An 18,272-nucleotide genomic window follows, 5' to 3' on the forward strand; every position below is an offset into this window, starting at 1 on the left:
CGCTCAGCGCCCGCGGTACTTCGGCTCGCGCTTCTCGGCGCGCGCGCGCTTGAACTCCGCGTAGTCCTGCGACGCGAACACCATCGCCTGCGCGACCGACTCTTCCTGCATCGACTCGCGCACCAGCGGGTTCGCGATGCGGCGCAGCGTGCGCAGGAACATCGCCACGGTGAACTCGGGCGCGCGCGCGATCGCGCGCGCCATCTCGAGGGCCGCGCCGTCGAGCTCCGCATCGGGCACGACGCGCGAGACGATGCCGTGCCGCAGCGCCTCCTGCGCATCGAGCACGCGGCCCGTAAGGGCGAGATCGGCGACGAGCCCGGGGCCCGCGATCTGGAACAGCCGCGCCGTTCCGCCCGAGTCCGGCACGACGCCGTGCATGATCTCTGGCAGCCGCATGCGCGCGCTCTCGCCCGCGATGCGCAGGTCGCAGAGCAGCGCGCGCTCGAAGCTGCCGCCGATCACGTGGCCCTTCAGCGCCGCGATGATCGGCACCGGCAGCGTGAAGAACGCCTGTGTGCCCGCGTGCCCGCGCTCGATGAACGCGAAGTCGCTGATGTCCTCCGTGCGCACGCCGAGCTGCGTCGTGTCGCGCCCCGAAGAGAACGACGCGCCCTCGCCGCGCCAGATCACTGCGCGCAAACCGGGCTTCGCGTGCAGCGCGCCGAGGATCGCGAACAGCCGCGCATCCATCGCGTCGTTCGCCGCGTTGTGCTTCTCCGCGCGGTCATAGGAGATGACGGCGATCGGGCCGTCGTAGGAGAGGCGAACTGCATCTGCGCCGTCGGGCATGGAGACTCCTGAAGACTGCGCAGGTTATCCCGGCCAAGCGCCTCGAGACTTTCTGGCGCGCAGCGGGACGAAGCTCCCGCGCGCCGATCGCTACCGCCCCTTGAACACCGGCGCGCGCTTCTCCGCGAACGCCTTCACGGCTTCCTCGTAGTCCTCGGTTCCAGCGCCCTGCACCATGCGCTCCGCCTCGATGTCGAGCACCGACTCCAGGGAGTCTGTTAGGGCGCGGTTCAGGTTGTCCTTCATGTACCGCAGCGCGATCGGCGGGCCGGCGGCAATGCGCTTTGCGTAGTCGAGCGCGGCCTCGGCGAAGCCGGCGTCGGCGAGCACGCGGTTCGCAAGGCCGAGGCGATCGCAGTCGGCGGCGGAGAGGCGCTCGCCGAGGAACATCACTTCGCGCGCGCGCGCGGGACCTAACAAGCGCGTCAGGAACCAGCTCGCGCCGTAATCGCCGGAGAGGCCGAGCCGCGCGTAGGCCGTGGTCGCGAACGCGCTCGCCGCCATCACGCGCAGATCGCACGCGAGCGCGAGCGCAAAGCCCGCGCCTGCTGCCGGGCCCGGCAGCGCTGCGATCGTGGGCTTCGCGAGGCGATGCAGCGCGCGCGGCGTCTCGTGCTCCCAGCGCAGCTGGCGCTTGCGATCCTCGGGCGACGGCGGTCGGCCCTCGCTCGCCATGCGCTTCGTGTCGCCGCCCGCACAGAACGCGCCGCCCGCGCCCGTGAGCAGCACGCAGCCCACGTCGGGGTTCGCGCCGAGCTCGGGAACGAGGCGATGCAGCGCGCGCTTCATCTCCATCGTGAGCGCGTTCTTCGCGTCGGGGCGATTGAGCGTGATCACGCCGACGCGCGCCTCGATGCGGCAGAGGACCTCGGGCGTTCCGGTCTCGATGGCGCGCGTGTCGCTCACGACTTCTCCTCGCGAGCGGCGCAGTCTACGCGCGCTGCGAGATACTGCGCCTTCCCTCGCAAGTGGAGCACGCATGGGCCTTCCCGAACCGCCGCCGCTCGGCGCGCACGCACTTCCGGCCGGCGCCTACGCCGGGCAGACCGTCGCCATAACAGGTGGCGGCACCGGACTTGGCAAAGCGATCGCGCTCGAGTTCGCGCGGCTCGGCGCGAACGTCGCGATCCTCTCGCGCGGCGAAGAGCACCGCGCGGCGGGCGTCGCCGCGATCGAGAGCATCGGCGGCAAGGCGATCGCCGTCGCGTGCGACATCCGCCAGCCCGATCAGGTCGCCACCGCGTTCGACCAGATCGCGCTCGCGTTCTCGCACCCCGCCGTGCTCGTGAACAACGCGGCGGGGAACTTCCCGGTGCCGGCGGAAGATCTCTCGCCGAACGGCTGGCGCACCGTCGTCGACATCGTGCTGAACGGCACCTTCTTCTGCTCGCGCGAGTTCGGTCGCCGCCACATCGCCGCGGGGACGAGCGGCGCAATCATCAATGTCGGCGCGTCGTATGCGTGGACCGGTGGGCCCGGCTTCGCGCACTCCGCCGCGGCGAAGGCAGGCGTGAAGAACATGACCGAGACGCTCGCGGTCGAGTGGGGCCCGTACGGCATTCGCGTGAACGGCCTCGTGCCGGGCCTGTTCCCGCACGAAGACGAAGTCGCCGCGATCAAGGCGACGCCCGGGCGCGGCGACCGCGCGAGCGAGGAAGCGAGCTGCCCCGCGCTGCGCACGGGCCGCCTGCGCGAGCTCGGCTGGGCCGCGACGTTCCTCGGCTCGCCGTACGCGAGCTACATCAGCGGCCACACGCTGGTCGTCGACGGCGCGAACTGGCAGCGACGCGCGATGCGCCAGCCGGACTTCGTGCCGATCCGCACGCAGATGGGCAAAGGCGCGTTCGAGCTGAAGTGATTAGGTACTCGCGCGGAACGAGAGCACACGAGAGATGTAACGACAGATCGCGGCTCGGGAAGCGCAAGCGGCCCAGTGCTGGCGAAGCCAGCGCAGGCCGCGCGCAGTGAGCCGAAGGCGAACGGAGAGTCGCAAATGCCTGAGACGTACATCCGACTCGAGCGCGAGGGCCCGATCGCGACGCTCGTGCTCGATCGCGCCGAGAAGCTGAACGCGTGGAGCTGGGAGAGCGCGCGGCAGATCGCGGCGCGCGCCGACGAGCTGCGCTTCGACAACGAGGTGCGCGTCGTGATCGTGCGCGCCGAGGGCCGCGCGTTCTGTGCCGGCGTAGACCTCGGCATGCCCGAGGACCGCATCACCGGCCGCTCGCCGGCGGAGAAGGTCCGTAACTACTACGAGAAGTTCCGCTGGGTGCACGAGCGCTTCCACGTGCTCGCGAACCTGCCGCAGCCCGTGATCATGGCCGTGCACGGCTACTGCCTCGGCGCCGGCCTCGAGCTCACGATGATGGGCGACATCCGCATCGCCGCCGACGACGCGCAGTTCGCACTGCCGGAGCCGCGCGTCGGCGTGGGCATCGACGCGGGCGGCGACATGCGACTCGTTACGGAGCTCGGCGCCGGCTGGACGCGCCTGCTCGCCTTCACCGGCCGTCGCATCGACGCGCAGACCGCGCTGCGCATCGGCATCGTGCAGGAAGTGGTGCCGCGCGATCAGCTGCTCGCCCACGTGCGCGCGCTCGCGGGCGAGATCGCCGAGAACGCGCCGCTCGCGGTGCAGACGATCAAGCGCACCATCAACAACTGGGCGGAGCGTGGGCTCGCCGAAGCGCTGAAGTTCGAGGCCGCGAGCGCAAGCGTGAACTTCGTCAGCGACGACATGCAGCTTGGGTACAAGGCGATGGCGGGGAAGGAGAAGGCGAAGTTCGAGGGGAAGTGAGGAAGGATCTACTTGTCATCGCTCCCTCTATCTTCGCTCGACTCAGGAGCAGCGCTTGGATCGCCGGTAGCTGAGGGCGTAGGTGCGGGCGGGCGCGCCGCACTCGGATCGCGGAGGACTCCTCCACGGGAGATGAGATTAAGTGTCTCTTGAATCTGCCTTAGCTGCCCCGACATGTCCGCTCGGCGCAATTCTTCTTGTACACGCTCGGTGGGAGTGCGAACAGACTCCAAGATCTGCTGCCAGAGCGGATCAGAAATCTGGCGCTGGATCCCGCGGAGTGTGTCGCCCCAAAGTGCCCCGGCCGGTAGACCACCTCGATCAAGCGACCCCAAGGGCAGCTGAGCCGGCCTCACGGAAGGGCCGCCGATGGGGGAACCAATCGACCTGCTGTTATCCAAGAACTGTTGCTCCTCCGCCTCTTCGTCCTTTGAGACCTTGATGCCGGCCGCTCTCAACCCCTCAGCGAGCCGATCCGTCATCGTCAGTCTCCGCTTTCGGCTCACTCGCTCGCGAAACTCCTGAAGCAGCCAGTCGTTAATGATCATGCCTCCGTCGAGTTGCACCCCGAAGTCGTTGTCCCGCTAGACTATGACCACATCATCACCTGACTCACTCGCGGATCGAACGATCCACTCCCAGTTGACCGCATCTCCGATCGATGTGTCGTCTCTCTTGCGTGGCGGGTACCCAAGCATGAAGCGCTTCCGAGCAAGTCGGCGAATCTCGAATCGCACCTTCTTGTCGCGCTTCAGATTCCAAGGGCTGTCGGCGCGGAAGAGTCGCTGTGCCGTTCGGTAGACGACATCGTGTGTCGTGGGCTGACGCAGCACGCGGGTGATTCTCTGCTTCATCGTCGCCGTCATCTGACGAATCTTCTTCTCGGTTGTTCGGACTCCCGAGGATTGTTTTGAGTCCGCGAGAAACGCCGGCAACTCGCTTAGCCCTTCAAAGGAAGGTGACTTGACAAGCGCGTAAGAACTAAGAATCACCGCTTGCCTGTTTTTCTTGAACTCCATCTCGACCTGCGCCGTTGAGATGAATCCATGATGGGTGACGGCATTTATGTGCTCGAGGATCGACAACGCACGCTCGCGTGTCCGCACTCGATAAAAGTCGAGCCAAATGTTCGTGTCGATAAACACGAGCGATTTCACACTCATACCCCAACCATCGCCTTCACCCGCGCATGCGGCACCAGCGTTCCCTCCCTTCGCCGCACCACCGCGAAGGCTTCCTCAGCTGCGCCTAACACCTCGCGCACATCGTCTTCGCTCAGCGCCGCGCACACGAAGTTGTTGTGCCACGGGTGGAGGTACACGCCGCGCTGCACGAGCTCGCCAGTGAACGCGAAGCCGCGCCGGAAGTCGGGGTCGTCCGCGAACAAGATCTGCGGCATCTGCGGCGGGCCGGTTTGGCGCAGCGTGTAGCCGGACGCGGCGGCGGCTTTGGCGAGGCCTTCGCGGAGTTGCGCGCCTAGTCGCTGCATGCGCTCCAGGTAGTCCGTCTCGCGGATGCGGCGCAGCGTGGCGAGGGCGGCGGCCATCGGGGCGGCGGCGAACCAGAAGCTGCCGGTGGTGTAGATGCGCGAGGCCGCGGCGCGCGCGACTTCGCTCCCTAACAACGCCGAGAGCGGATGCCCGTTCGCGAGGCACTTGCCCCAGGCGCTGAGGTCGGGCTCGACGCCGAGGTGCGTCCACGAGCCGCTGCGCGAGAGACGGAAGCCACCGCGCACTTCGTCCATGATCAGCAGCGCCTTGGCGCGGTCGCACACGCTGCGCACCGCGTGCGCGAACGCGCGCGCCGGCAGCTCTTGATCGACGAAGCCGTCGTGCTTGAACGGCGAGACGAGCACGCCCGCGAGGTCGCCCTCCGCTTCGCGCGCGGCGCGCTCGAGGCTCGCGACGTCGTTGTACGCAAACGGGATCAGGTGCGCGCGGTCGTCGGGCAACGTGCCGATCGGGTTCGGCGTGCACCACGCGGCTGCGCCGTGATACGCGCCCTTCGCGACGAGAATCTTGCGCCGCTTCGTGTGAGCGCGCGCGACCGTCACCGCCATCGAGGTCGCGTCCGTGCCGTTCTTGCAGAAGAGCGCCCACTGCGCGTGCGCGACTTGCTGTGTGAGCTCCTCTGCGAGCTCGACGATCAGCGGCGAGGGCCCCGTCATCGCATCGCCGTGCGCGAGCTGCGTCGTGAACGCGGCGTCGATCTCGGGATCGCAGTACCCCAACAAGTTCGGGCCGTACGCGCACATGAGGTCGATGTACGCGTTGCCGTCGGCGTCCCACAGCCGCGCGCCCTTCGCGCGCGAGAAGAACTGTGGGAACTCGGCGGGAAGCAGCGCGGTCGACTCGTGGCCGTACATGCCGCCGGGAATCACGGCGGCGGCGCGTGCGCGAAGGGCGGCGTCGGCGGAAGTGCGTCGCGTCATCGTGGACCTCGCTTTGACGATCTTTGGCGCACCGATCGCACCGCTGCGTCGCGTAGGATCGTGCCCGCTGCGACCGGACCCGTCACACGCGCAGCTTACGCTGCGAGGCATAAGAGGGGGGAACGCGATGGCGGTGCGATGGCTTCAGTGCACGGTGCGGCCGGGCATGTTCGACAGCGAGTTCATGGTGGGGATCGAGGTGCCGGGCAAGGGCGAGCTCACGGCGATCTTCGTCGACAAGAGCCTGGTGCGCGTGAGCGAGCAGCCCGAGCGCGGAAGGCCCGTGATCGGGCACGTGCGCGTGTACGCGCGGGAGGACGGCGAGGAGGCGACCTGCACGCTGCCCGTTCAGAGCGTCGAGTTCGGCATGAACATCGGCGTGCCCACTTCGTTACTGGCGGCTCAGGACGACGTGCTCGATCCGGTCGCGAGGTGAGCGATGACGGTGCTCAGCAATCGCGCCCTGATCGAGGCGATGGATGCGGGGCGCCTGCGAATTGATCCGCGGCCGGCGCCGACGCCCGAGGTTCGGGGCTCACCGTTCGGGTCTTGCTCGGTCGACCTCCACCTCGGGCGAACGATCTTCATCCCGCGCAGGGGTCTTCAGGTCACGCTCGACATCCGCGGCGCGCTCACGCCCACGCTGGACGCGCTCTACGAACGGCGCGAGATCGCTGACGAGGGCTGGGTCCTCGAACCTGGGCGCTTTCTGCTTGGGAGAACGATCGAGGTCGTCGATCTACCCCTCTCCGGGAATGGCCTCGCCGCTCGCATCGAGGGCCGCAGCTCGTTCGCGCGCGCAGGACTGCTCGTGCACTTCACTGCGCCGACGATCCACGCTGGTTTCACCGGCTCCATCGCGCTCGAGATCATCAACCTCGGCGAGTTCGCGTTGGTTCTCCGGCCCGGCTCGGCGATCTGCCAGCTGATCGTCGAGACCGTCGAGGGCGAGCCGATCCGCAGCGACTCTCAGTTCCAACACCAATCCGCACCCACCGGAGCCGCGGCGCCCTAACACCTCACGCCTTCGCGCTCGGCCGCGCGCTCACCTCCGCGTGCCAGCGCAGCAGGTTCTTTTGCGACGGCTCGGGGTGCAGCTGATTGAGCTGGGCTGCGAAGTCGTAGGTGGTGAGCGCGAGGATGTCGGCCATCGAGTAGCGATCGCCGGCGACGAACGCGCGGCTCGCGAGCTGCGCGTCGAAGAACGCGAACGCGTTGCGCACGAGCACGCGCGCCTGATCGGCCATCTCGGCGATCTGGTTCTTCACGACGGCCTTGGTCAGGGGCGAGCCGTGCACCCACACCATCCCCACGGCCTGCATGAACGTCATCTCGACGCGGCGGTTCCACATGTCGATCCGGCCGATCTCTTCGGGCGTGCGGCCGAACAGGCTCGGCTCGGGGTGGAGCGCCTCGAAGTAGCGGCAGATCGCGACGCTCTCGGCGATGTGCGTGCCGTCGTCGAGGGCGAGCACGGGCAGGCCGCCGAGCGGATTCACGTTCGCGAGGAACTCCGGCGTGCGGTTCGCGCGCGTCATGATGTCCACCTTCTCGAACGGCACCGAGATGCCTTTCTCCGCGAGGTAGATGTGCACGCGGCGCGGGTTGGGCGCGCCGGGGTAGGTGTAGAGCTTCACGATCGCCTCCTGTGGATCGCGCACGATACGCCGACCGCGCGCGTTCTTGTGGCACCAGATCTGCCACAATCTCGGCGCTCGCCCGGAGACCTCGATGCGCTTTCACCGCCCCTTCGTCGCGTGCGCGCTGCTCGCCATGACCGCACTTCTCGCTGCGTGCGAAGGCGCGCAGGATGCGCTCGTGCGCCGCGTCGCCTCACGCGCTGCTGCGCAGGACGACTCGCTGTTCGCGACCGACGCGCTGCGCGTTCTCATCTGCGGCAGCGCCTCGCCGCTGCCGCATCCGACGCGCGCGCGCCCGTGCACGGCGGTGTTCGCGGCGGGCAGGCTGTGGGTCGTGGACGTGGGCCCCGGCTCTTGGAATCGCATGGGCGGTTGGCGAGTGCCGCCGAAGCTCGGCGCCGTGCTGCTCACGCACTTCCACAGCGACCACATCGGCGAGCTCGGTGAATGGAACCTGCAGAGCTGGGTGAACGGACGCGAGGCGCCGCTCACCGTGATCGGCCCTGAAGGCGTGCAGCGCGTCGTCGCGGGCTTCAACGAGGCGTACGCGCTCGATGTCGTCTACCGCGCCGCGCATCACGGCGCGGACTTCATGCCTCCGGGAGTCGGCGTGATGAGCGCGCAGCCCATCGCGTTCGCGGAGAGCGCGACGAGCGAAGTCGTGCACGACGCCGACGGGCTTCGCATCACCGCCTTCCTCGTCGATCACGCGCCGATCGCACCGGCGGTCGGCTACCGCTTCGACTACCTCGGGCGCTCCGTCGTCGTGAGCGGTGATACCGTCATGAGCTCGAACCTCATCACTGCGGCGACGGACGTGGATGTGCTCGTGCACGAGGCGCAGGCGAATCACATCGTGAAGTTGCTGCAAGAAGTTGCGACAGAGAGCCGGCCGCGCGCGGCGAAGATCATGAGCGACATCCCCGACTACCACACGAGCCCCGTCGAGGCGGCGGAGGTTGCGAACGAGGCGAACGCGAAGCTGCTCGTGCTGAGCCATCTCACGCCGCCGCCGCCGAACGCGCTCCTGGAGCGCATGTTCGTGCGCGGCGTCGAGGACGCACGCTAGGGCGAGTGGGTACTCGCCGACGACGGCATGCTCTTCACGCTGCCGGCGAGCTCGCAGGAAATCACGAGAGACTCACTCGAATGAAAGAGCTCGCCGCCCGCCGCGAAGCGACCGTGCGCACGCGCGCCGATTACCGGAGCAAGCCATCTCGGAGCTGCTCGCGCAGCACCCAGAAAGGCGCGGGCCGATGACGAGCGAGGCGCAGCTCTACCGCGCGGTGAACGCGGTGCTCGAGCCGGCGATTCGCGCGGGGCTCGGTGCGCCGCTTCTCTCGCCGGCGGGCTTCGTAGTGGTCGAGATGACCGGCGCAAAGTCGGGGAAGCTGCGCCGCGTTCCGCTCGCGGCGCTGCGCATCGGCTCGCACCTGCTGATCGGCACCGTGCGCGGCGAGCGCTCGCTCTGGGTGCGCAACCTCGCGGCGAACGGCGACGTGCGCGTGTGGCTCGCAGCGAGAGCAAAGCCCATGCGCGCGTTCGTGCTGCGCCCCGGCGCGAGCGCACGCAGGCCGCGCGCACTCGCGACGACTCTGCGGCCGCTCTGGCGCGCGCTCGCGTCCCTAACAGACCGCGGCTTCGCGTTCGCGCTGCTCGCGCCTGCGCCTAAGCGCGCAGCTTCGCCTCGAGGCCGCGCTTCACCTCGGGCCACTCGCTCGCGATCACGCTGAACCACACCGAAGTCCGCAGCGAGCCGTCCGGCATCACCATGTGCGCGCGGAAGCGGCCCTCTTCCTTCGCGCCGATGCGCGCGAGCGCCGCGCGCGACTTCTCGTTGCGCTCGTCGGTCTTGAACTCGACGCGGTTGCAGCCAAGCACCTCGAAGCAGTGCGTGAGCTGCAGCAGCTTCGCCTCGGTGTTCACCGCGCTGCGCTGATGCGAGGGCGTGATCCACGTCGCGCCGATCTCGAGGCGCCTGTGCGCGGGCTCGATCGCCAAATAACAAGTCGAGCCGACGACTCGCCCGGTCGTGCTCTCGATCGTCACCCAGGCGTGCAGCGTGCCTTCGCGCATGCGCGCGAGGCTGTGCGCGACGTAGGCGCGCATCTCGTCGGGCGCCTCCATCGACATCGGGTACCAGCGAAACAGCCCGAATCCGCAGCCGGCCGCGACGAGCGCGTCCGCGTGATCCGCGCGCATCGTCTCGAGGCGAACGTGCGTTCCTTCCAGCGTGATCGGCTCGGTCTTCACGGCGTGCATATCCCGCGCGCGCGCAGCAACATCGCGTCCCTCGAAGGAGCTGCGCCATGCCCATGCCGAAGGGGATCGGAATCGTCGATCTGATGCTCGGCTTTCCGATCACGGACCACGAGAAGATGTACGACTTCCTGCGCCAGCAGGCGAAGGACTCGTGGTCGAAGGAGAGCACGTTCCCCGTCGAGTACATGTTCAAGGGCGTGCCGTACGACTGGGGCAAGGGCCGCGATCCGATCGAAGTGACGATCGAAGAGATGGACAAGTGGGGCATCCAGTGGGCGCCCGCGAGCGTGCTGAACGAGACGGGACGCAAGGCGCTGACGAAGCACCCCGATCGCTTCTTCGGAACGTGCCAGGTCGATCCGAACACGGGCATGGAAGGCGTGCGGCTCGCAAAGAAGGCCCACGCCGAGTTCGGCATCAAGGCGCTCTCGACGTTCCCGGCGGGCCTGCAGCCGCAGGTGCCCATCAACGACAAGAAGTTCTACCCGCTCTACGCGACGGCCTGCGAGCTCGACATCGCGTACTTCGTGAACGCCGGCGTGCCCGGCCCGCGCGTGCCGATGATGTGCCAGCACGTCGAGTTGTTAGACGAAGTATGCTGGTTCTTCCCCGAGCTGCGGCTCATCACCATGCACGGGTGCGAGCCGTGGGAAGATCTCGCCGTGAAGCTGATGCTGAAGTGGCCCGGGCTTCACTACTGCACGAGCGCGTTCGCGCCCAAGCACTACCCGCAGGCGATCATCAAGTACGCGAACACGCGCGGCGCCGACAAGATCATGTACGCCGGCTACCACCCGATGGGCCTCTCGCTGGAACGCATCATGACCGAGATGCCGAGCGTCGCGTTCAAGGACAACGTGTGGCCGAAGTTCCTACGCGAGAACGCGATGCGCGTGCTCAAGCTGGGGAGCTGACGCGGCGGCGCCCGCGAAAGGCCCACCACACGCCGTAAGCGATCAGCGCCATCGCGCCGATGTCCCACGCGCACAGCTTCGCGACGCGGTAGTAGGGCATGTACTGCCAGAGGCCGTAGCGGTCGACGATCGTCTCTTCGAACAGCACCCAGGTGTTGAAGAAGGTCAGCCAGATCGCGAAGCGCACGAGTCCGTGAGGCTTGGCTTTCGCCGCGAGATCGGTCATCGCATCCTCCGAGCGCGTGCGCGAAACGGTACGACTTGAAGCTCACTGGAGGTCAAGGCGATGCGCGCACTCTTGATCGGAGAAGTTTCGCGGCGCGCGAAGCTGAGCCCCGCGGCACTGCGGTACTACGAGAGCCTCGGGCTGATCGCGGCCAGCGATCGCGTCGGCGGAAAGCGCGTCTTCGCGACGACCGTGCTCGAGCGCCTCGCCCTGATTCGGCTCGCGCAGCACGCGGGCTTCACGCTTGCGGAGATCGCGGAGTTGTTGCGGTCGCGCAGTAAGCGACGTCGCGGGGCCGGGGACTTCTGGAAGCGAGCAGTCGCCCGGAAGCAGGTGTCGATGCTGGAGCGCGCTGCTCAACTGGATCGGACGCTTCGCGTCCTCGCGGCGCTCGAGAGCTGCGAATGCACCGCGCCCGAGCAGTGCGCGCGCGAGTTCGAGCGGCTCAGTCCCGCCCGGCACTGAGCCGGATCCCGTCGACCCACACCGTGCCCGTGCCTTCCACCACGACGTTCAGCTTCGCGCGCGTGGGCTCCTGATCTGCCTCGAGGAAGAACGGCGCCTCGTGCGTGCTCCAGTCGCTGGTGCCCGAGATCTGCGAGTGGAGCGCGCGCGAAAAGAACTCTCCGTGGTTCTTCACCGTGACCCACATCTCGAGGTACGCGCGGCCCGCGACGTTCTCGCCGCGCAGCTTCGCTCGATACGAGACGCGGGGGAGCTTCGGCGCCTCGATCGGCACGTCGGCGAGATGAATCACGGTGCGCTCACCACTCGCCTCGATGCGGAAGGAGCCGCGCCCATCGACCGACACCGCGGGATCGAACGTGAGGCCCCGCTGCGGCGCGACGCTGCGCTCGCTGTCGAGGCCGTCCGCATAGAGCGCCATGTCGGGCAGCTTGTTGGGTCCGATGTCGCACGAACAGAGCGCCGCGAGCAAGAGCAGTGAGATGCGCTTCACTTCGACTTCTCCCCATGCTGCAAGCTGCGCAGCGCGCCGACGCTCGAGTAGGTCGAGACGCAGTACGGCACGAGCAGCGTGAGCGCCATCTTGAACAAGCGCGTCGCGTCGACCTCACCGCGCACGAGCGCGTCGCCGTGGTTGATCGTGATGAGCAGCGCGCCGACGACCACCGCCATGAGCAGCGCGCGGCGCACGACGCCCGGCGACGTCGCGAGCGCGAGCCAGCTCTGTGCGTGCGCGCTCATCGTCGCGATGCCGCCCATGCGTCCCAGTTCGCGGCACGCTCGCGGCGCTCCGCCCGGAAGTTCGTCACTTCGAGGCGCAGGCCGTCGGGGTCGCTCACGAACGCGGCGTAGTAGTCGGTCGCGTACTCGTGGTAAAGGCGCGGCTCGGAGACCGCGATGCCGGCAGCTGTCAGGGACGTGGCGACGCGATCCACTGCAGCCGCGTTCTCGACGCGAAAGCAGAAGTGGTGCAGCCCCGCGGCGTAGGCATCGTGCGCCATCGTCGTGCGAGCGGGGCGCAGCGCGACGCTGAAGTGGCGATTCACGTAGTGCACGTGCGGCTCGCCGCCGATCGGCGCATGCACCTTCACGTGCCCGAGCGCGGTCACTAGCAATGCGTCGTAGAAGCGCTCGATGCGCGCGAGGTCGCGCACGGCGAAGTAGACGTGATCGATACCGAGCACGTCGCCAGGTTCGCTTGCCGTCACCGCCTCACCTCGAATCCCGCCTTGCGCGCATCCCACGTCTCGGGCGTGACGCCGCGCTCGCGCAGCTTGTACTTCTGCACGCGCCCCGTCGGCGTCTGCGGCAGCTCGCTCATCAGCTCGACATAGCGCGGCACGAAGAAGTACGGCGCCGTGTCGTTCACGAAGCGGCACAGCTCGTCGGGCGTCGCGCTCGCACCGGCCTTCAGCACGACGCACAGCTTCATCTCCGCCTCCGCCGCGAGCTGCTCGCTCACGACCGCGTGCGCCGCGCACTGCTGCACGGCGGGATGCGCCGCGAACGCGGCCTCTACCTGGAAGGAGGAGATGTTGCGGCCCTTGAAGCGGATGAAGTCCTTCTTGCGGTCGACGAAGTAATAACTTCCGTTCGCGTCGCGCCGCGCGAGATCGCCCGTGTGGTACCAGAGGTTACGCCACGCGCTGACCGTCGCCTCGGCGTTGTTGAAGTAGCCATTGAAGATCTGAAACGGCGCGGTGGGGCGCACGCAGATCTCGCCCGGCTCGCCCGCGGCGACCTCGCGGTCGTGCTCGTCGAACAGCTTCACGTCGATGCCCTCCGCCGGATCGCCGAGGGCGTTCTCCGGATACGCGACTCCGGGCCGGCGCGAGAGCAGGCCCATCACCTCGCTCTGCCCCATGCCCTGATGAATCTCCTCGATGCCGAAGCGCTCCTTGAACGGGCCGATCAGCTTGTCCGGCATCGGCACCATCCCGGCGACGCGCACCGGGTTGTCGCGATCGTCGGCGCGCGGCGGCTGCTGCCACAGGAAGATGTGCATCGCCCCGAGCGTGAACACCATCGTCGCACCGTAATGACGCGTGCGATCCCAGAACTCCGTGACCGAGAAGCGCGCGTCCATCGCGACGGGCACGCCGCACACGAGCGCGCGGTACACGTTCGCCACCCACGCCGCCGACTGATACATCGGGAGGCAGCTGTAGATGACCTCGCCTTCGCGCAGGCCCGCGTTCACCGCGCCGTCGAGCGCCGCGCGGATCCACACGTTGTGGCTCTGCATCACGCCCTTCGACTTCCCGGTCGTGCCCGACGTCCAGAGAATCGCGGCCGTGTCTCCGTAATAGAGCTGCGCGTCGTCCGGCTCAGCGCCCGGCGCCTGCGTCAGCTGCTCGAGCGGCACGATCGAAGCGCGCGCCTGTATCTCGCTCGGCACCGCACCGCGCACGATCACGCGCTCGAACGGCAGCTTCCCGCCGCACGCCTCGAGCGCCCGCGCGAGCAGCGCGCCATCCGCCACGAGCACGCGCGCCCGCGCATCTTCGAGCGACTCCCGCAGCCACGCGCCTTTGTAGTCCGTGTTCGTCGGCACCCAAATCGCGCCGAGCTTGTTCAGCCCGAGCGTCGTCCAGATCCAATCCGGACACGTGTCCATCAGAAACGCGACCGTGTCCCCGCGCGCAACGCCAAGCTCCACGAACCCCCGCGCCGACGCATTCGCGAGCTCGTTCACGCGCCCATACGACCACCGCTCATCACCCCAGCGCACGAACAAGTCATTAGGAACCTTCTCCGCCTGCCGACGCAGACAGCGCCCCAACAACCGATCCGCCGAATCCGAAAGCTCGAGCTTGTTCACACCACACTCTCCGAAGCGCGAAAGCCTCGCAGTCTAGTTACGCCGCAACGCCGAAGGCACAACACACCGCACACGGAAGCCTCACACAACGCGCGACAGCGCCGCGGGAGGCGCGGCTCAAAGCCGCGCCGATCCGCGCCCGCGTCCAAAGAAGCGCACGACCGAGCGAATCCAGCAACAGCAGCCGGCGGGGGCCGCAGCGGGGGTCGCCGCAGCGAGTGCCCAGGCGCGAGGCGCGCTCACACTCGGGCGCATCGCGAGACCCCACGATCGCCGCACGGATTCGCTTGACGCGCCCGCGCGGTCGAGCGAAGGCGAACCCCCGCGGAGGCCCGCGCCGGCTGCGCTGCCCGCGCGAGAGCTCCACGCACGACCTCAGTCTTTCAGCTCGATCAAAATCTCGTGGTACTCGCTCCGCCCGACATTCCGCGCCGCCTCCACCCCGCCGCGCCCCACATAGAAAACCTGCCCCGGCGCCACATCCGCCTCCAGGTACTCCCGATACGGCCCCGCCGAGTCCGCCTCAGGCACCACCGCCATGCGGTCCCCCGAGATCTGAATCAGCAGATGATCGAGCTCGTGCCGATGCACCGGGCCCGTCTCGCCCGGCGGCATCCGCATCTCCCACACGCGCACGCGCTCGTTCTCGAACAGCACGCGCGTCGCGATTGCACCGAGCTTCCGTTCCATCGCGTTCTCCCTAATACCCACGCTCGCGGTCGACGAGATCGCGCGCGAGCAGCGGTTTGCCGGCGGTCCAGCGCGCGAGATTGTCGAGGAACGGCTCGAGCAAGAGGTCGAGCGCGCCCGGCATGTTCCATGAGATGTGCGGACTGAGTCGCACGCGCGGATGCGCGTAGAGCCAGTGTCCCGCCGGCGGCGGCTCGGGCTCCGTCACGTCGAGCGACGCGCACGCGACGCGTCCGTCGTCGAGCGCCTCGCGGAGCGCGTCCTGATCGATCAGTGCGCCGCGCGCGATGTTCACGATGTGCACACCGCGCTTGACCCGCGCGAGCGCATCTCGACCGATCAGGTGCCGCGTCTCCGCCGTTGCGGGTGCCGCGATCACGGCGTGGTCTGCGTCTCGTAACAACTCGCCGAGGTCGCGCACGACCTCGACCCCCTCCATCGCGCCGCCTTCGCTGCGCCGCATCGCGCGCACGCGCATGCCGAACGCGAGCGCGCGCTTCGCGACCTCGCGCCCGATGCCGCCGAAGCCGACCAGCGCCAGCGTGCGGCCGTGAAGCCCGCCGAGCTCGCGGTACTTCCAGCTCTCCGCGTCGCGAATGAACACGTCGGGGATGTGCTTCTCGAAGGCGAGCATCGCAGCGAGCACGAACTCCGCGATCGGGATGCCGCTGCCGCCGCGCGAGCACGTGAGCGGCGCATCGCCGAGGTGCGCGAACGGGAATCGATTCACGCCGGTTCCGTAGGCGTGCACCCAGCGCACGCCGCGCGCCATCGCGTCCGCGAAGTTCGGGCTTCCCCAAGCCTGCGTGAGCAGCACGTCGCCGCGCACCCCGGCTGCGATTGGCCCCTCCTCGGGGATTTGCACCACCGACACGTCAGGGAAGCGCTTCAGCACTTCGCCCAACAAGGTGATCGGCACGTGTGTGAGGACCGCCGTCGGCTGCGTCACGAGCGCACTCCGTTCGCGATGCGCTCCACGAGTAGCGCGCGCTGAACTTGCCGCGTCGCCTCGGTGCGCGGCAGCTCCCGCACGAGCTCGAGGCGCCGCGGGCGCTTGTAGCCCGCGAGCGTGCCCGCGCAATGCGCGCGCAGTGCATCGAGCGTGAGTGCGGCGCCGGGCTTCGGCACGACCACCGCGCACACCACCTCGCCCCACTGCGCGTCGGGGATGCCCACCACCGCAAGCTCCTCGATGCCGGGCGCATCGCGCAGTGCGGCCTCGACCTCGGCGGGCGACACGCTCTCGCCGCCGCTGCGAATCACGTCCTTCTTGCGCCCGACGATCGACAAGTAGCCCTCCGTGTCGAGCGCGCAGAGGTCGCCGGTGTGGAACCAGCCGTCGCGCAGCGCCGCGCGCGTCGCCTCGGCGTCCTCGAAGTACTCGCTCAGCAGAAACGCGCTGCGCACGAGCAGCTCGCCGTCCTCCGCGATGCGCAGCTCCCCGCCAGGCGGCGCGGCGCCGACGCTGCCCGGCTTGCGCAGCACGTCCGCGTGCGAGAGCGCGCTCGCGGTGCCGGTCTCGGTGGCGCCGTAATAAATGCGCAGCGTGCACGCGGGGAAGCGCGCGCGCAGCGCGCGCACCAGCTCGATCGGCACCGCGCTCGTGCCGGTGTCGAGCTCGCGCAGCGAGCTGAGATCGAAGCGCGAGAGGTCGCGCTCGAGGATGCGCGTCCAGATCAGCGGGATGCCGTAGAAGTGATTCGCGCGGCGGCGCTCGATCGCGCCGAGCAGGGCGTCCGGCGTCGGCGACGCGACGAACGCGATCTCGCCGCGCGTCTGCCACGCCGCGAGCGCGAGCGTCCAAGGTGCCATGTGGAACATGGGAAACATGCAGACCGTGCGGCGCGGCTCGTCGCGGAACACGCCCTGGAAGCTGCGCAGCCAGCTCACGCGATGCGAGAGCACGACGCCCTTGGGCCGGCCCGTACTGCCGCTCGTGAAGAAGATCACGTGCGCTTCGTCTTCGCGGAGCGCGGGCTCGCTCACGTCGCTGTCGTCTTCGGGAAGCGCGGCGTGCGAGACGTCCGCTCCCAGGCCCGGACCAAGCTGCGCGAGCTTCGCGCCGCATCCGTCCGCGAGCCGCGCCGAGTCCTGCGCGCGCTCCGCATCGACGACCACGACGCGCGGCCTCGCGATGCGCGCGACCTCGGCGGCCTCGCGCGCTCCGAGCCGCGCGTTCACCGGCGCGAACACGGCGCCGAGCTTCGCGCACGCGGCGAACAGCGGAACGAGGTCGAGCGAGGTGTCCGCCCAGGTGACGACGCGGTCGCCGTGCGCCACGCCGAGCGCTCGCAGCGCGCGCGCCGTGCGGTTGGCGGCGCGGTCGAGCTCGCGGTGCGTGAGCGTGCGCTCGCCGAGCGCGGCGGCGACGCGCCCTGGCACGACGGACGCGTTGCTGCGGAACACGTCTCCGATCAGCAGCGGCCTCGGCGGGTTCGTGGTTGCCGTCATCGCGGGCGCAGAATAGTGTTCCTGATATGCGGAATGCCATTCTCGATTCCCGGAAACGCATTCTCGGCGTCCCTCTCGCGGCGACGCGCGCCGTGGACCGTGCGCTCGAGCGGCAGCGCGCGACTTACGCGGCGGAGACCGAGAAGCTCGTGCAGGCCGCACTCGCGCTGATCCGCGAGCGCGGCGATCTGGAGCCGCCCGTCGCCGCCATCGTGCGCCGCGCGAAGCTCTCGAATCAGGCCTTCTACCGGCACTTCCGCAGCAAGCACGAGCTGCTCGTGGCGGTGCTCGACCACGGCATCGCGCTGCTCGAGGAGTACCTGCGCGAGCGCATGGCCGCGGCCCCGAACGCGGCGGAGCGCATCCGCGCGTGGCTGCGCGGCATGCTCGAGCAGGCGCTCAACTCACGCGGCGCCGAGGCGACGCGCCCGTTCGCGCTCGCGCGCAGCCAGCTTGCGCGGCACTACCCCGAGGAGGTCGCGGCTTCCGAGCAGCGCCTAACAGCTCTCGTTCGCGAAGCGATCGCCGACGCGAAGCGCTCGGGCGAGTTGCCGCACGCTGATCCCGAGGCCGACAGCGAGGCGCTCTATCACCTCGCGATGGGCTGGCTCGAGACGCGGCTGCTCGAAGACGACCCGGCGGAGAAGATGCAGGCGAAGCGGCTCGAAGCGTTCGCGATGGCGGGCCTGCGAGCGAGCCCGCACCCAAGCCCTGCAAGCGACCGAGCAGCACGCAGTGCTGCCGGGCGCGCGCAGCGAGGCATCGCCGAGCGGAGCTCTTGAG

General features: G+C 68.8%; 23 protein-coding genes. 9 read left to right on the plus strand and 14 right to left on the minus strand.

The window, feature by feature from the left end:
• Window positions 1-3 precede the first annotated feature (3 nt).
• Together FJ091_08045 and FJ091_08050 are read right to left on the minus strand one after the other, a co-directional pair.
• The gene (locus FJ091_08045; GenBank protein MBM4383310.1) at window positions 4-792 is read right to left on the minus strand and encodes an enoyl-CoA hydratase/isomerase family protein; all 789 of its coding nucleotides are present in this window, start codon (window positions 790-792) and stop codon (window positions 4-6) included.
• A gap of 90 nt (window positions 793-882) precedes the next feature.
• Window positions 883-1,773 (minus strand): enoyl-CoA hydratase/isomerase family protein, encoded by an 891-nt coding sequence (locus FJ091_08050; GenBank protein MBM4383311.1) that lies wholly within the window; start codon window positions 1,771-1,773, stop codon window positions 883-885.
• Between FJ091_08050 and FJ091_08055 the strand changes: the two genes are divergently transcribed.
• Window positions 1,772-2,650: an SDR family oxidoreductase gene (locus FJ091_08055; protein ID MBM4383312.1), complete on the plus strand. Its 879-nt coding sequence runs from the start codon at window positions 1,772-1,774 to the stop codon at window positions 2,648-2,650. The genes FJ091_08050 and FJ091_08055 overlap by 2 nt on opposite strands.
• Window positions 2,651-2,785: 135 nt before the next feature.
• Window positions 2,786-3,589 carry an enoyl-CoA hydratase/isomerase family protein gene (locus FJ091_08060; protein MBM4383313.1) on the plus strand — a complete coding sequence of 268 codons (804 nt, stop codon included), beginning with the start codon at window positions 2,786-2,788 and terminating at the stop codon, window positions 3,587-3,589.
• A 584-nt stretch (window positions 3,590-4,173) separates the two neighbouring features.
• Here the strand turns inward: FJ091_08060 and FJ091_08065 are convergent.
• Together FJ091_08065 and FJ091_08070 are read right to left on the minus strand one after the other, a co-directional pair.
• Window positions 4,174-4,734, minus strand: a complete 561-nt coding sequence (locus tag FJ091_08065; GenBank protein ID MBM4383314.1) for a DUF4935 domain-containing protein — start codon at window positions 4,732-4,734, stop codon at window positions 4,174-4,176.
• Between the two features lie 14 nt (window positions 4,735-4,748).
• Window positions 4,749-6,020 carry an aminotransferase class III-fold pyridoxal phosphate-dependent enzyme gene (locus FJ091_08070; protein ID MBM4383315.1) on the minus strand — a complete coding sequence of 424 codons (1,272 nt, stop codon included), beginning with the start codon at window positions 6,018-6,020 and terminating at the stop codon, window positions 4,749-4,751.
• Window positions 6,021-6,147: 127 nt separating this feature from the next.
• Here FJ091_08070 and FJ091_08075 point away from each other — a divergent pair, with 127 nt between their 5' ends.
• Window positions 6,148-6,456 carry a hypothetical protein gene (locus FJ091_08075; GenBank protein ID MBM4383316.1) on the plus strand — a complete coding sequence of 103 codons (309 nt, stop codon included), beginning with the start codon at window positions 6,148-6,150 and terminating at the stop codon, window positions 6,454-6,456.
• 3 nt (window positions 6,457-6,459) lie between these two features.
• Complete coding sequence (dcd, locus tag FJ091_08080) at window positions 6,460-7,035, plus strand: dCTP deaminase (GenBank protein ID MBM4383317.1); 576 nt, start codon at window positions 6,460-6,462, stop codon at window positions 7,033-7,035.
• A gap of 4 nt (window positions 7,036-7,039) precedes the next feature.
• On the opposite strand, the gene FJ091_08085 is transcribed toward dcd, so the two are convergent.
• A complete protein-coding gene (locus FJ091_08085) occupies window positions 7,040-7,657 on the minus strand; it encodes a glutathione S-transferase family protein (protein MBM4383318.1) in 618 nt (205 codons plus the stop codon).
• Window positions 7,658-7,751: 94 nt separating this feature from the next.
• Here FJ091_08085 and FJ091_08090 point away from each other — a divergent pair, with 94 nt between their 5' ends.
• Together FJ091_08090 and FJ091_08095 are read left to right on the plus strand one after the other, a co-directional pair.
• On the plus strand, window positions 7,752-8,729 hold the full coding sequence (locus FJ091_08090) for an MBL fold metallo-hydrolase (protein ID MBM4383319.1): 978 nt from the start codon (window positions 7,752-7,754) through the stop codon (window positions 8,727-8,729).
• Between the two features lie 187 nt (window positions 8,730-8,916).
• Window positions 8,917-9,393 (plus strand): nitroreductase family deazaflavin-dependent oxidoreductase, encoded by a 477-nt coding sequence (locus FJ091_08095; GenBank protein ID MBM4383320.1) that lies wholly within the window; start codon window positions 8,917-8,919, stop codon window positions 9,391-9,393.
• Here the strand turns inward: FJ091_08095 and FJ091_08100 are convergent.
• Window positions 9,329-9,922, minus strand: coding sequence for a GNAT family N-acetyltransferase (locus tag FJ091_08100; GenBank protein ID MBM4383321.1), 594 nt, complete (start codon window positions 9,920-9,922; stop codon window positions 9,329-9,331). The two genes, FJ091_08095 and FJ091_08100, sit on opposite strands and share 65 nt — an antisense overlap.
• Before the next feature lie 47 nt (window positions 9,923-9,969).
• Between FJ091_08100 and FJ091_08105 the strand changes: the two genes are divergently transcribed.
• Complete coding sequence (locus tag FJ091_08105; GenBank protein ID MBM4383322.1) at window positions 9,970-10,836, plus strand: amidohydrolase family protein; 867 nt, start codon at window positions 9,970-9,972, stop codon at window positions 10,834-10,836.
• Here the strand turns inward: FJ091_08105 and FJ091_08110 are convergent.
• Window positions 10,820-11,062, minus strand: a complete 243-nt coding sequence (locus FJ091_08110; GenBank protein ID MBM4383323.1) for a hypothetical protein — start codon at window positions 11,060-11,062, stop codon at window positions 10,820-10,822. The genes FJ091_08105 and FJ091_08110 overlap by 17 nt on opposite strands.
• Window positions 11,063-11,122: 60 nt before the next feature.
• Between FJ091_08110 and FJ091_08115 the strand changes: the two genes are divergently transcribed.
• Entirely contained in the window at window positions 11,123-11,527 is a 405-nt protein-coding gene (locus FJ091_08115) for a MerR family transcriptional regulator (GenBank protein MBM4383324.1), read from the plus strand.
• Here the strand turns inward: FJ091_08115 and FJ091_08120 are convergent.
• From FJ091_08120 to FJ091_08150, 7 genes are all read right to left on the minus strand, one after another.
• The gene (locus tag FJ091_08120) at window positions 11,508-12,020 is read right to left on the minus strand and encodes a hypothetical protein (GenBank protein MBM4383325.1); all 513 of its coding nucleotides are present in this window, start codon (window positions 12,018-12,020) and stop codon (window positions 11,508-11,510) included. The two genes, FJ091_08115 and FJ091_08120, sit on opposite strands and share 20 nt — an antisense overlap.
• On the minus strand, window positions 12,017-12,286 hold the full coding sequence (nrtS, locus tag FJ091_08125; protein MBM4383326.1) for a nitrate/nitrite transporter NrtS: 270 nt from the start codon (window positions 12,284-12,286) through the stop codon (window positions 12,017-12,019). Before nrtS ends, FJ091_08120 begins: the two co-directional genes overlap by 4 nt.
• Entirely contained in the window at window positions 12,265-12,735 is a 471-nt protein-coding gene (locus FJ091_08130; GenBank protein MBM4383327.1) for a VOC family protein, read from the minus strand. Before FJ091_08130 ends, nrtS begins: the two co-directional genes overlap by 22 nt.
• Window positions 12,732-14,348 carry an AMP-binding protein gene (locus FJ091_08135; GenBank protein MBM4383328.1) on the minus strand — a complete coding sequence of 539 codons (1,617 nt, stop codon included), beginning with the start codon at window positions 14,346-14,348 and terminating at the stop codon, window positions 12,732-12,734. Before FJ091_08135 ends, FJ091_08130 begins: the two co-directional genes overlap by 4 nt.
• A gap of 375 nt (window positions 14,349-14,723) precedes the next feature.
• Window positions 14,724-15,038 (minus strand): hypothetical protein, encoded by a 315-nt coding sequence (locus FJ091_08140; GenBank protein ID MBM4383329.1) that lies wholly within the window; start codon window positions 15,036-15,038, stop codon window positions 14,724-14,726.
• Window positions 15,039-15,048: 10 nt separating this feature from the next.
• Window positions 15,049-15,987 carry a hypothetical protein gene (locus FJ091_08145; protein MBM4383330.1) on the minus strand — a complete coding sequence of 313 codons (939 nt, stop codon included), beginning with the start codon at window positions 15,985-15,987 and terminating at the stop codon, window positions 15,049-15,051.
• Window positions 15,984-17,489 carry an acyl--CoA ligase gene (locus FJ091_08150; GenBank protein MBM4383331.1) on the minus strand — a complete coding sequence of 502 codons (1,506 nt, stop codon included), beginning with the start codon at window positions 17,487-17,489 and terminating at the stop codon, window positions 15,984-15,986. The genes FJ091_08145 and FJ091_08150 overlap by 4 nt, the downstream gene beginning before the upstream one ends.
• A 26-nt stretch (window positions 17,490-17,515) precedes the next feature.
• Between FJ091_08150 and FJ091_08155 the strand changes: the two genes are divergently transcribed.
• A complete protein-coding gene (locus tag FJ091_08155) occupies window positions 17,516-18,271 on the plus strand; it encodes a TetR/AcrR family transcriptional regulator (GenBank protein ID MBM4383332.1) in 756 nt (251 codons plus the stop codon).
• Window position 18,272 lies beyond the last annotated feature (1 nt).

Source organism: Deltaproteobacteria bacterium (assembly GCA_016875395.1).
Lineage (GTDB): Bacteria > Myxococcota_A > UBA9160 > UBA9160 > UBA6930 > VGRF01.

Excerpts from the sequence above, each read along its gene's own strand:
- FJ091_08060 (MBM4383313.1), top strand. The coding sequence starts at position 2,786 with ATGCCTGAGACGTACATCCGACTCGAGCGCGAGGGCCCGATCGCGACG.
- nrtS (MBM4383326.1), bottom strand. The coding sequence starts at position 12,286 with ATGGGCGGCATCGCGACGATGAGCGCGCACGCACAGAGCTGGCTCGCG.
- FJ091_08100 (MBM4383321.1), bottom strand. The coding sequence starts at position 9,922 with ATGCACGCCGTGAAGACCGAGCCGATCACGCTGGAAGGAACGCACGTT.
- FJ091_08070 (MBM4383315.1), bottom strand. The coding sequence starts at position 6,020 with ATGACGCGACGCACTTCCGCCGACGCCGCCCTTCGCGCACGCGCCGCC.
- FJ091_08140 (MBM4383329.1), bottom strand. The coding sequence starts at position 15,038 with ATGGAACGGAAGCTCGGTGCAATCGCGACGCGCGTGCTGTTCGAGAAC.
- FJ091_08110 (MBM4383323.1), bottom strand. The coding sequence starts at position 11,062 with ATGACCGATCTCGCGGCGAAAGCCAAGCCTCACGGACTCGTGCGCTTC.
- FJ091_08105 (MBM4383322.1), top strand. The coding sequence starts at position 9,970 with ATGCCCATGCCGAAGGGGATCGGAATCGTCGATCTGATGCTCGGCTTT.
- FJ091_08115 (MBM4383324.1), top strand. The coding sequence starts at position 11,123 with ATGCGCGCACTCTTGATCGGAGAAGTTTCGCGGCGCGCGAAGCTGAGC.
- FJ091_08090 (MBM4383319.1), top strand. The coding sequence starts at position 7,752 with ATGCGCTTTCACCGCCCCTTCGTCGCGTGCGCGCTGCTCGCCATGACC.
- FJ091_08150 (MBM4383331.1), bottom strand. The coding sequence starts at position 17,489 with ATGACGGCAACCACGAACCCGCCGAGGCCGCTGCTGATCGGAGACGTG.
- FJ091_08045 (MBM4383310.1), bottom strand. The coding sequence starts at position 792 with ATGCCCGACGGCGCAGATGCAGTTCGCCTCTCCTACGACGGCCCGATC.
- FJ091_08050 (MBM4383311.1), bottom strand. The coding sequence starts at position 1,773 with ATGCGTGCTCCACTTGCGAGGGAAGGCGCAGTATCTCGCAGCGCGCGT.
- FJ091_08155 (MBM4383332.1), top strand. The coding sequence starts at position 17,516 with ATGCGGAATGCCATTCTCGATTCCCGGAAACGCATTCTCGGCGTCCCT.
- dcd (MBM4383317.1), top strand. The coding sequence starts at position 6,460 with ATGACGGTGCTCAGCAATCGCGCCCTGATCGAGGCGATGGATGCGGGG.
- FJ091_08075 (MBM4383316.1), top strand. The coding sequence starts at position 6,148 with ATGGCGGTGCGATGGCTTCAGTGCACGGTGCGGCCGGGCATGTTCGAC.
- FJ091_08055 (MBM4383312.1), top strand. The coding sequence starts at position 1,772 with ATGGGCCTTCCCGAACCGCCGCCGCTCGGCGCGCACGCACTTCCGGCC.
- FJ091_08095 (MBM4383320.1), top strand. The coding sequence starts at position 8,917 with ATGACGAGCGAGGCGCAGCTCTACCGCGCGGTGAACGCGGTGCTCGAG.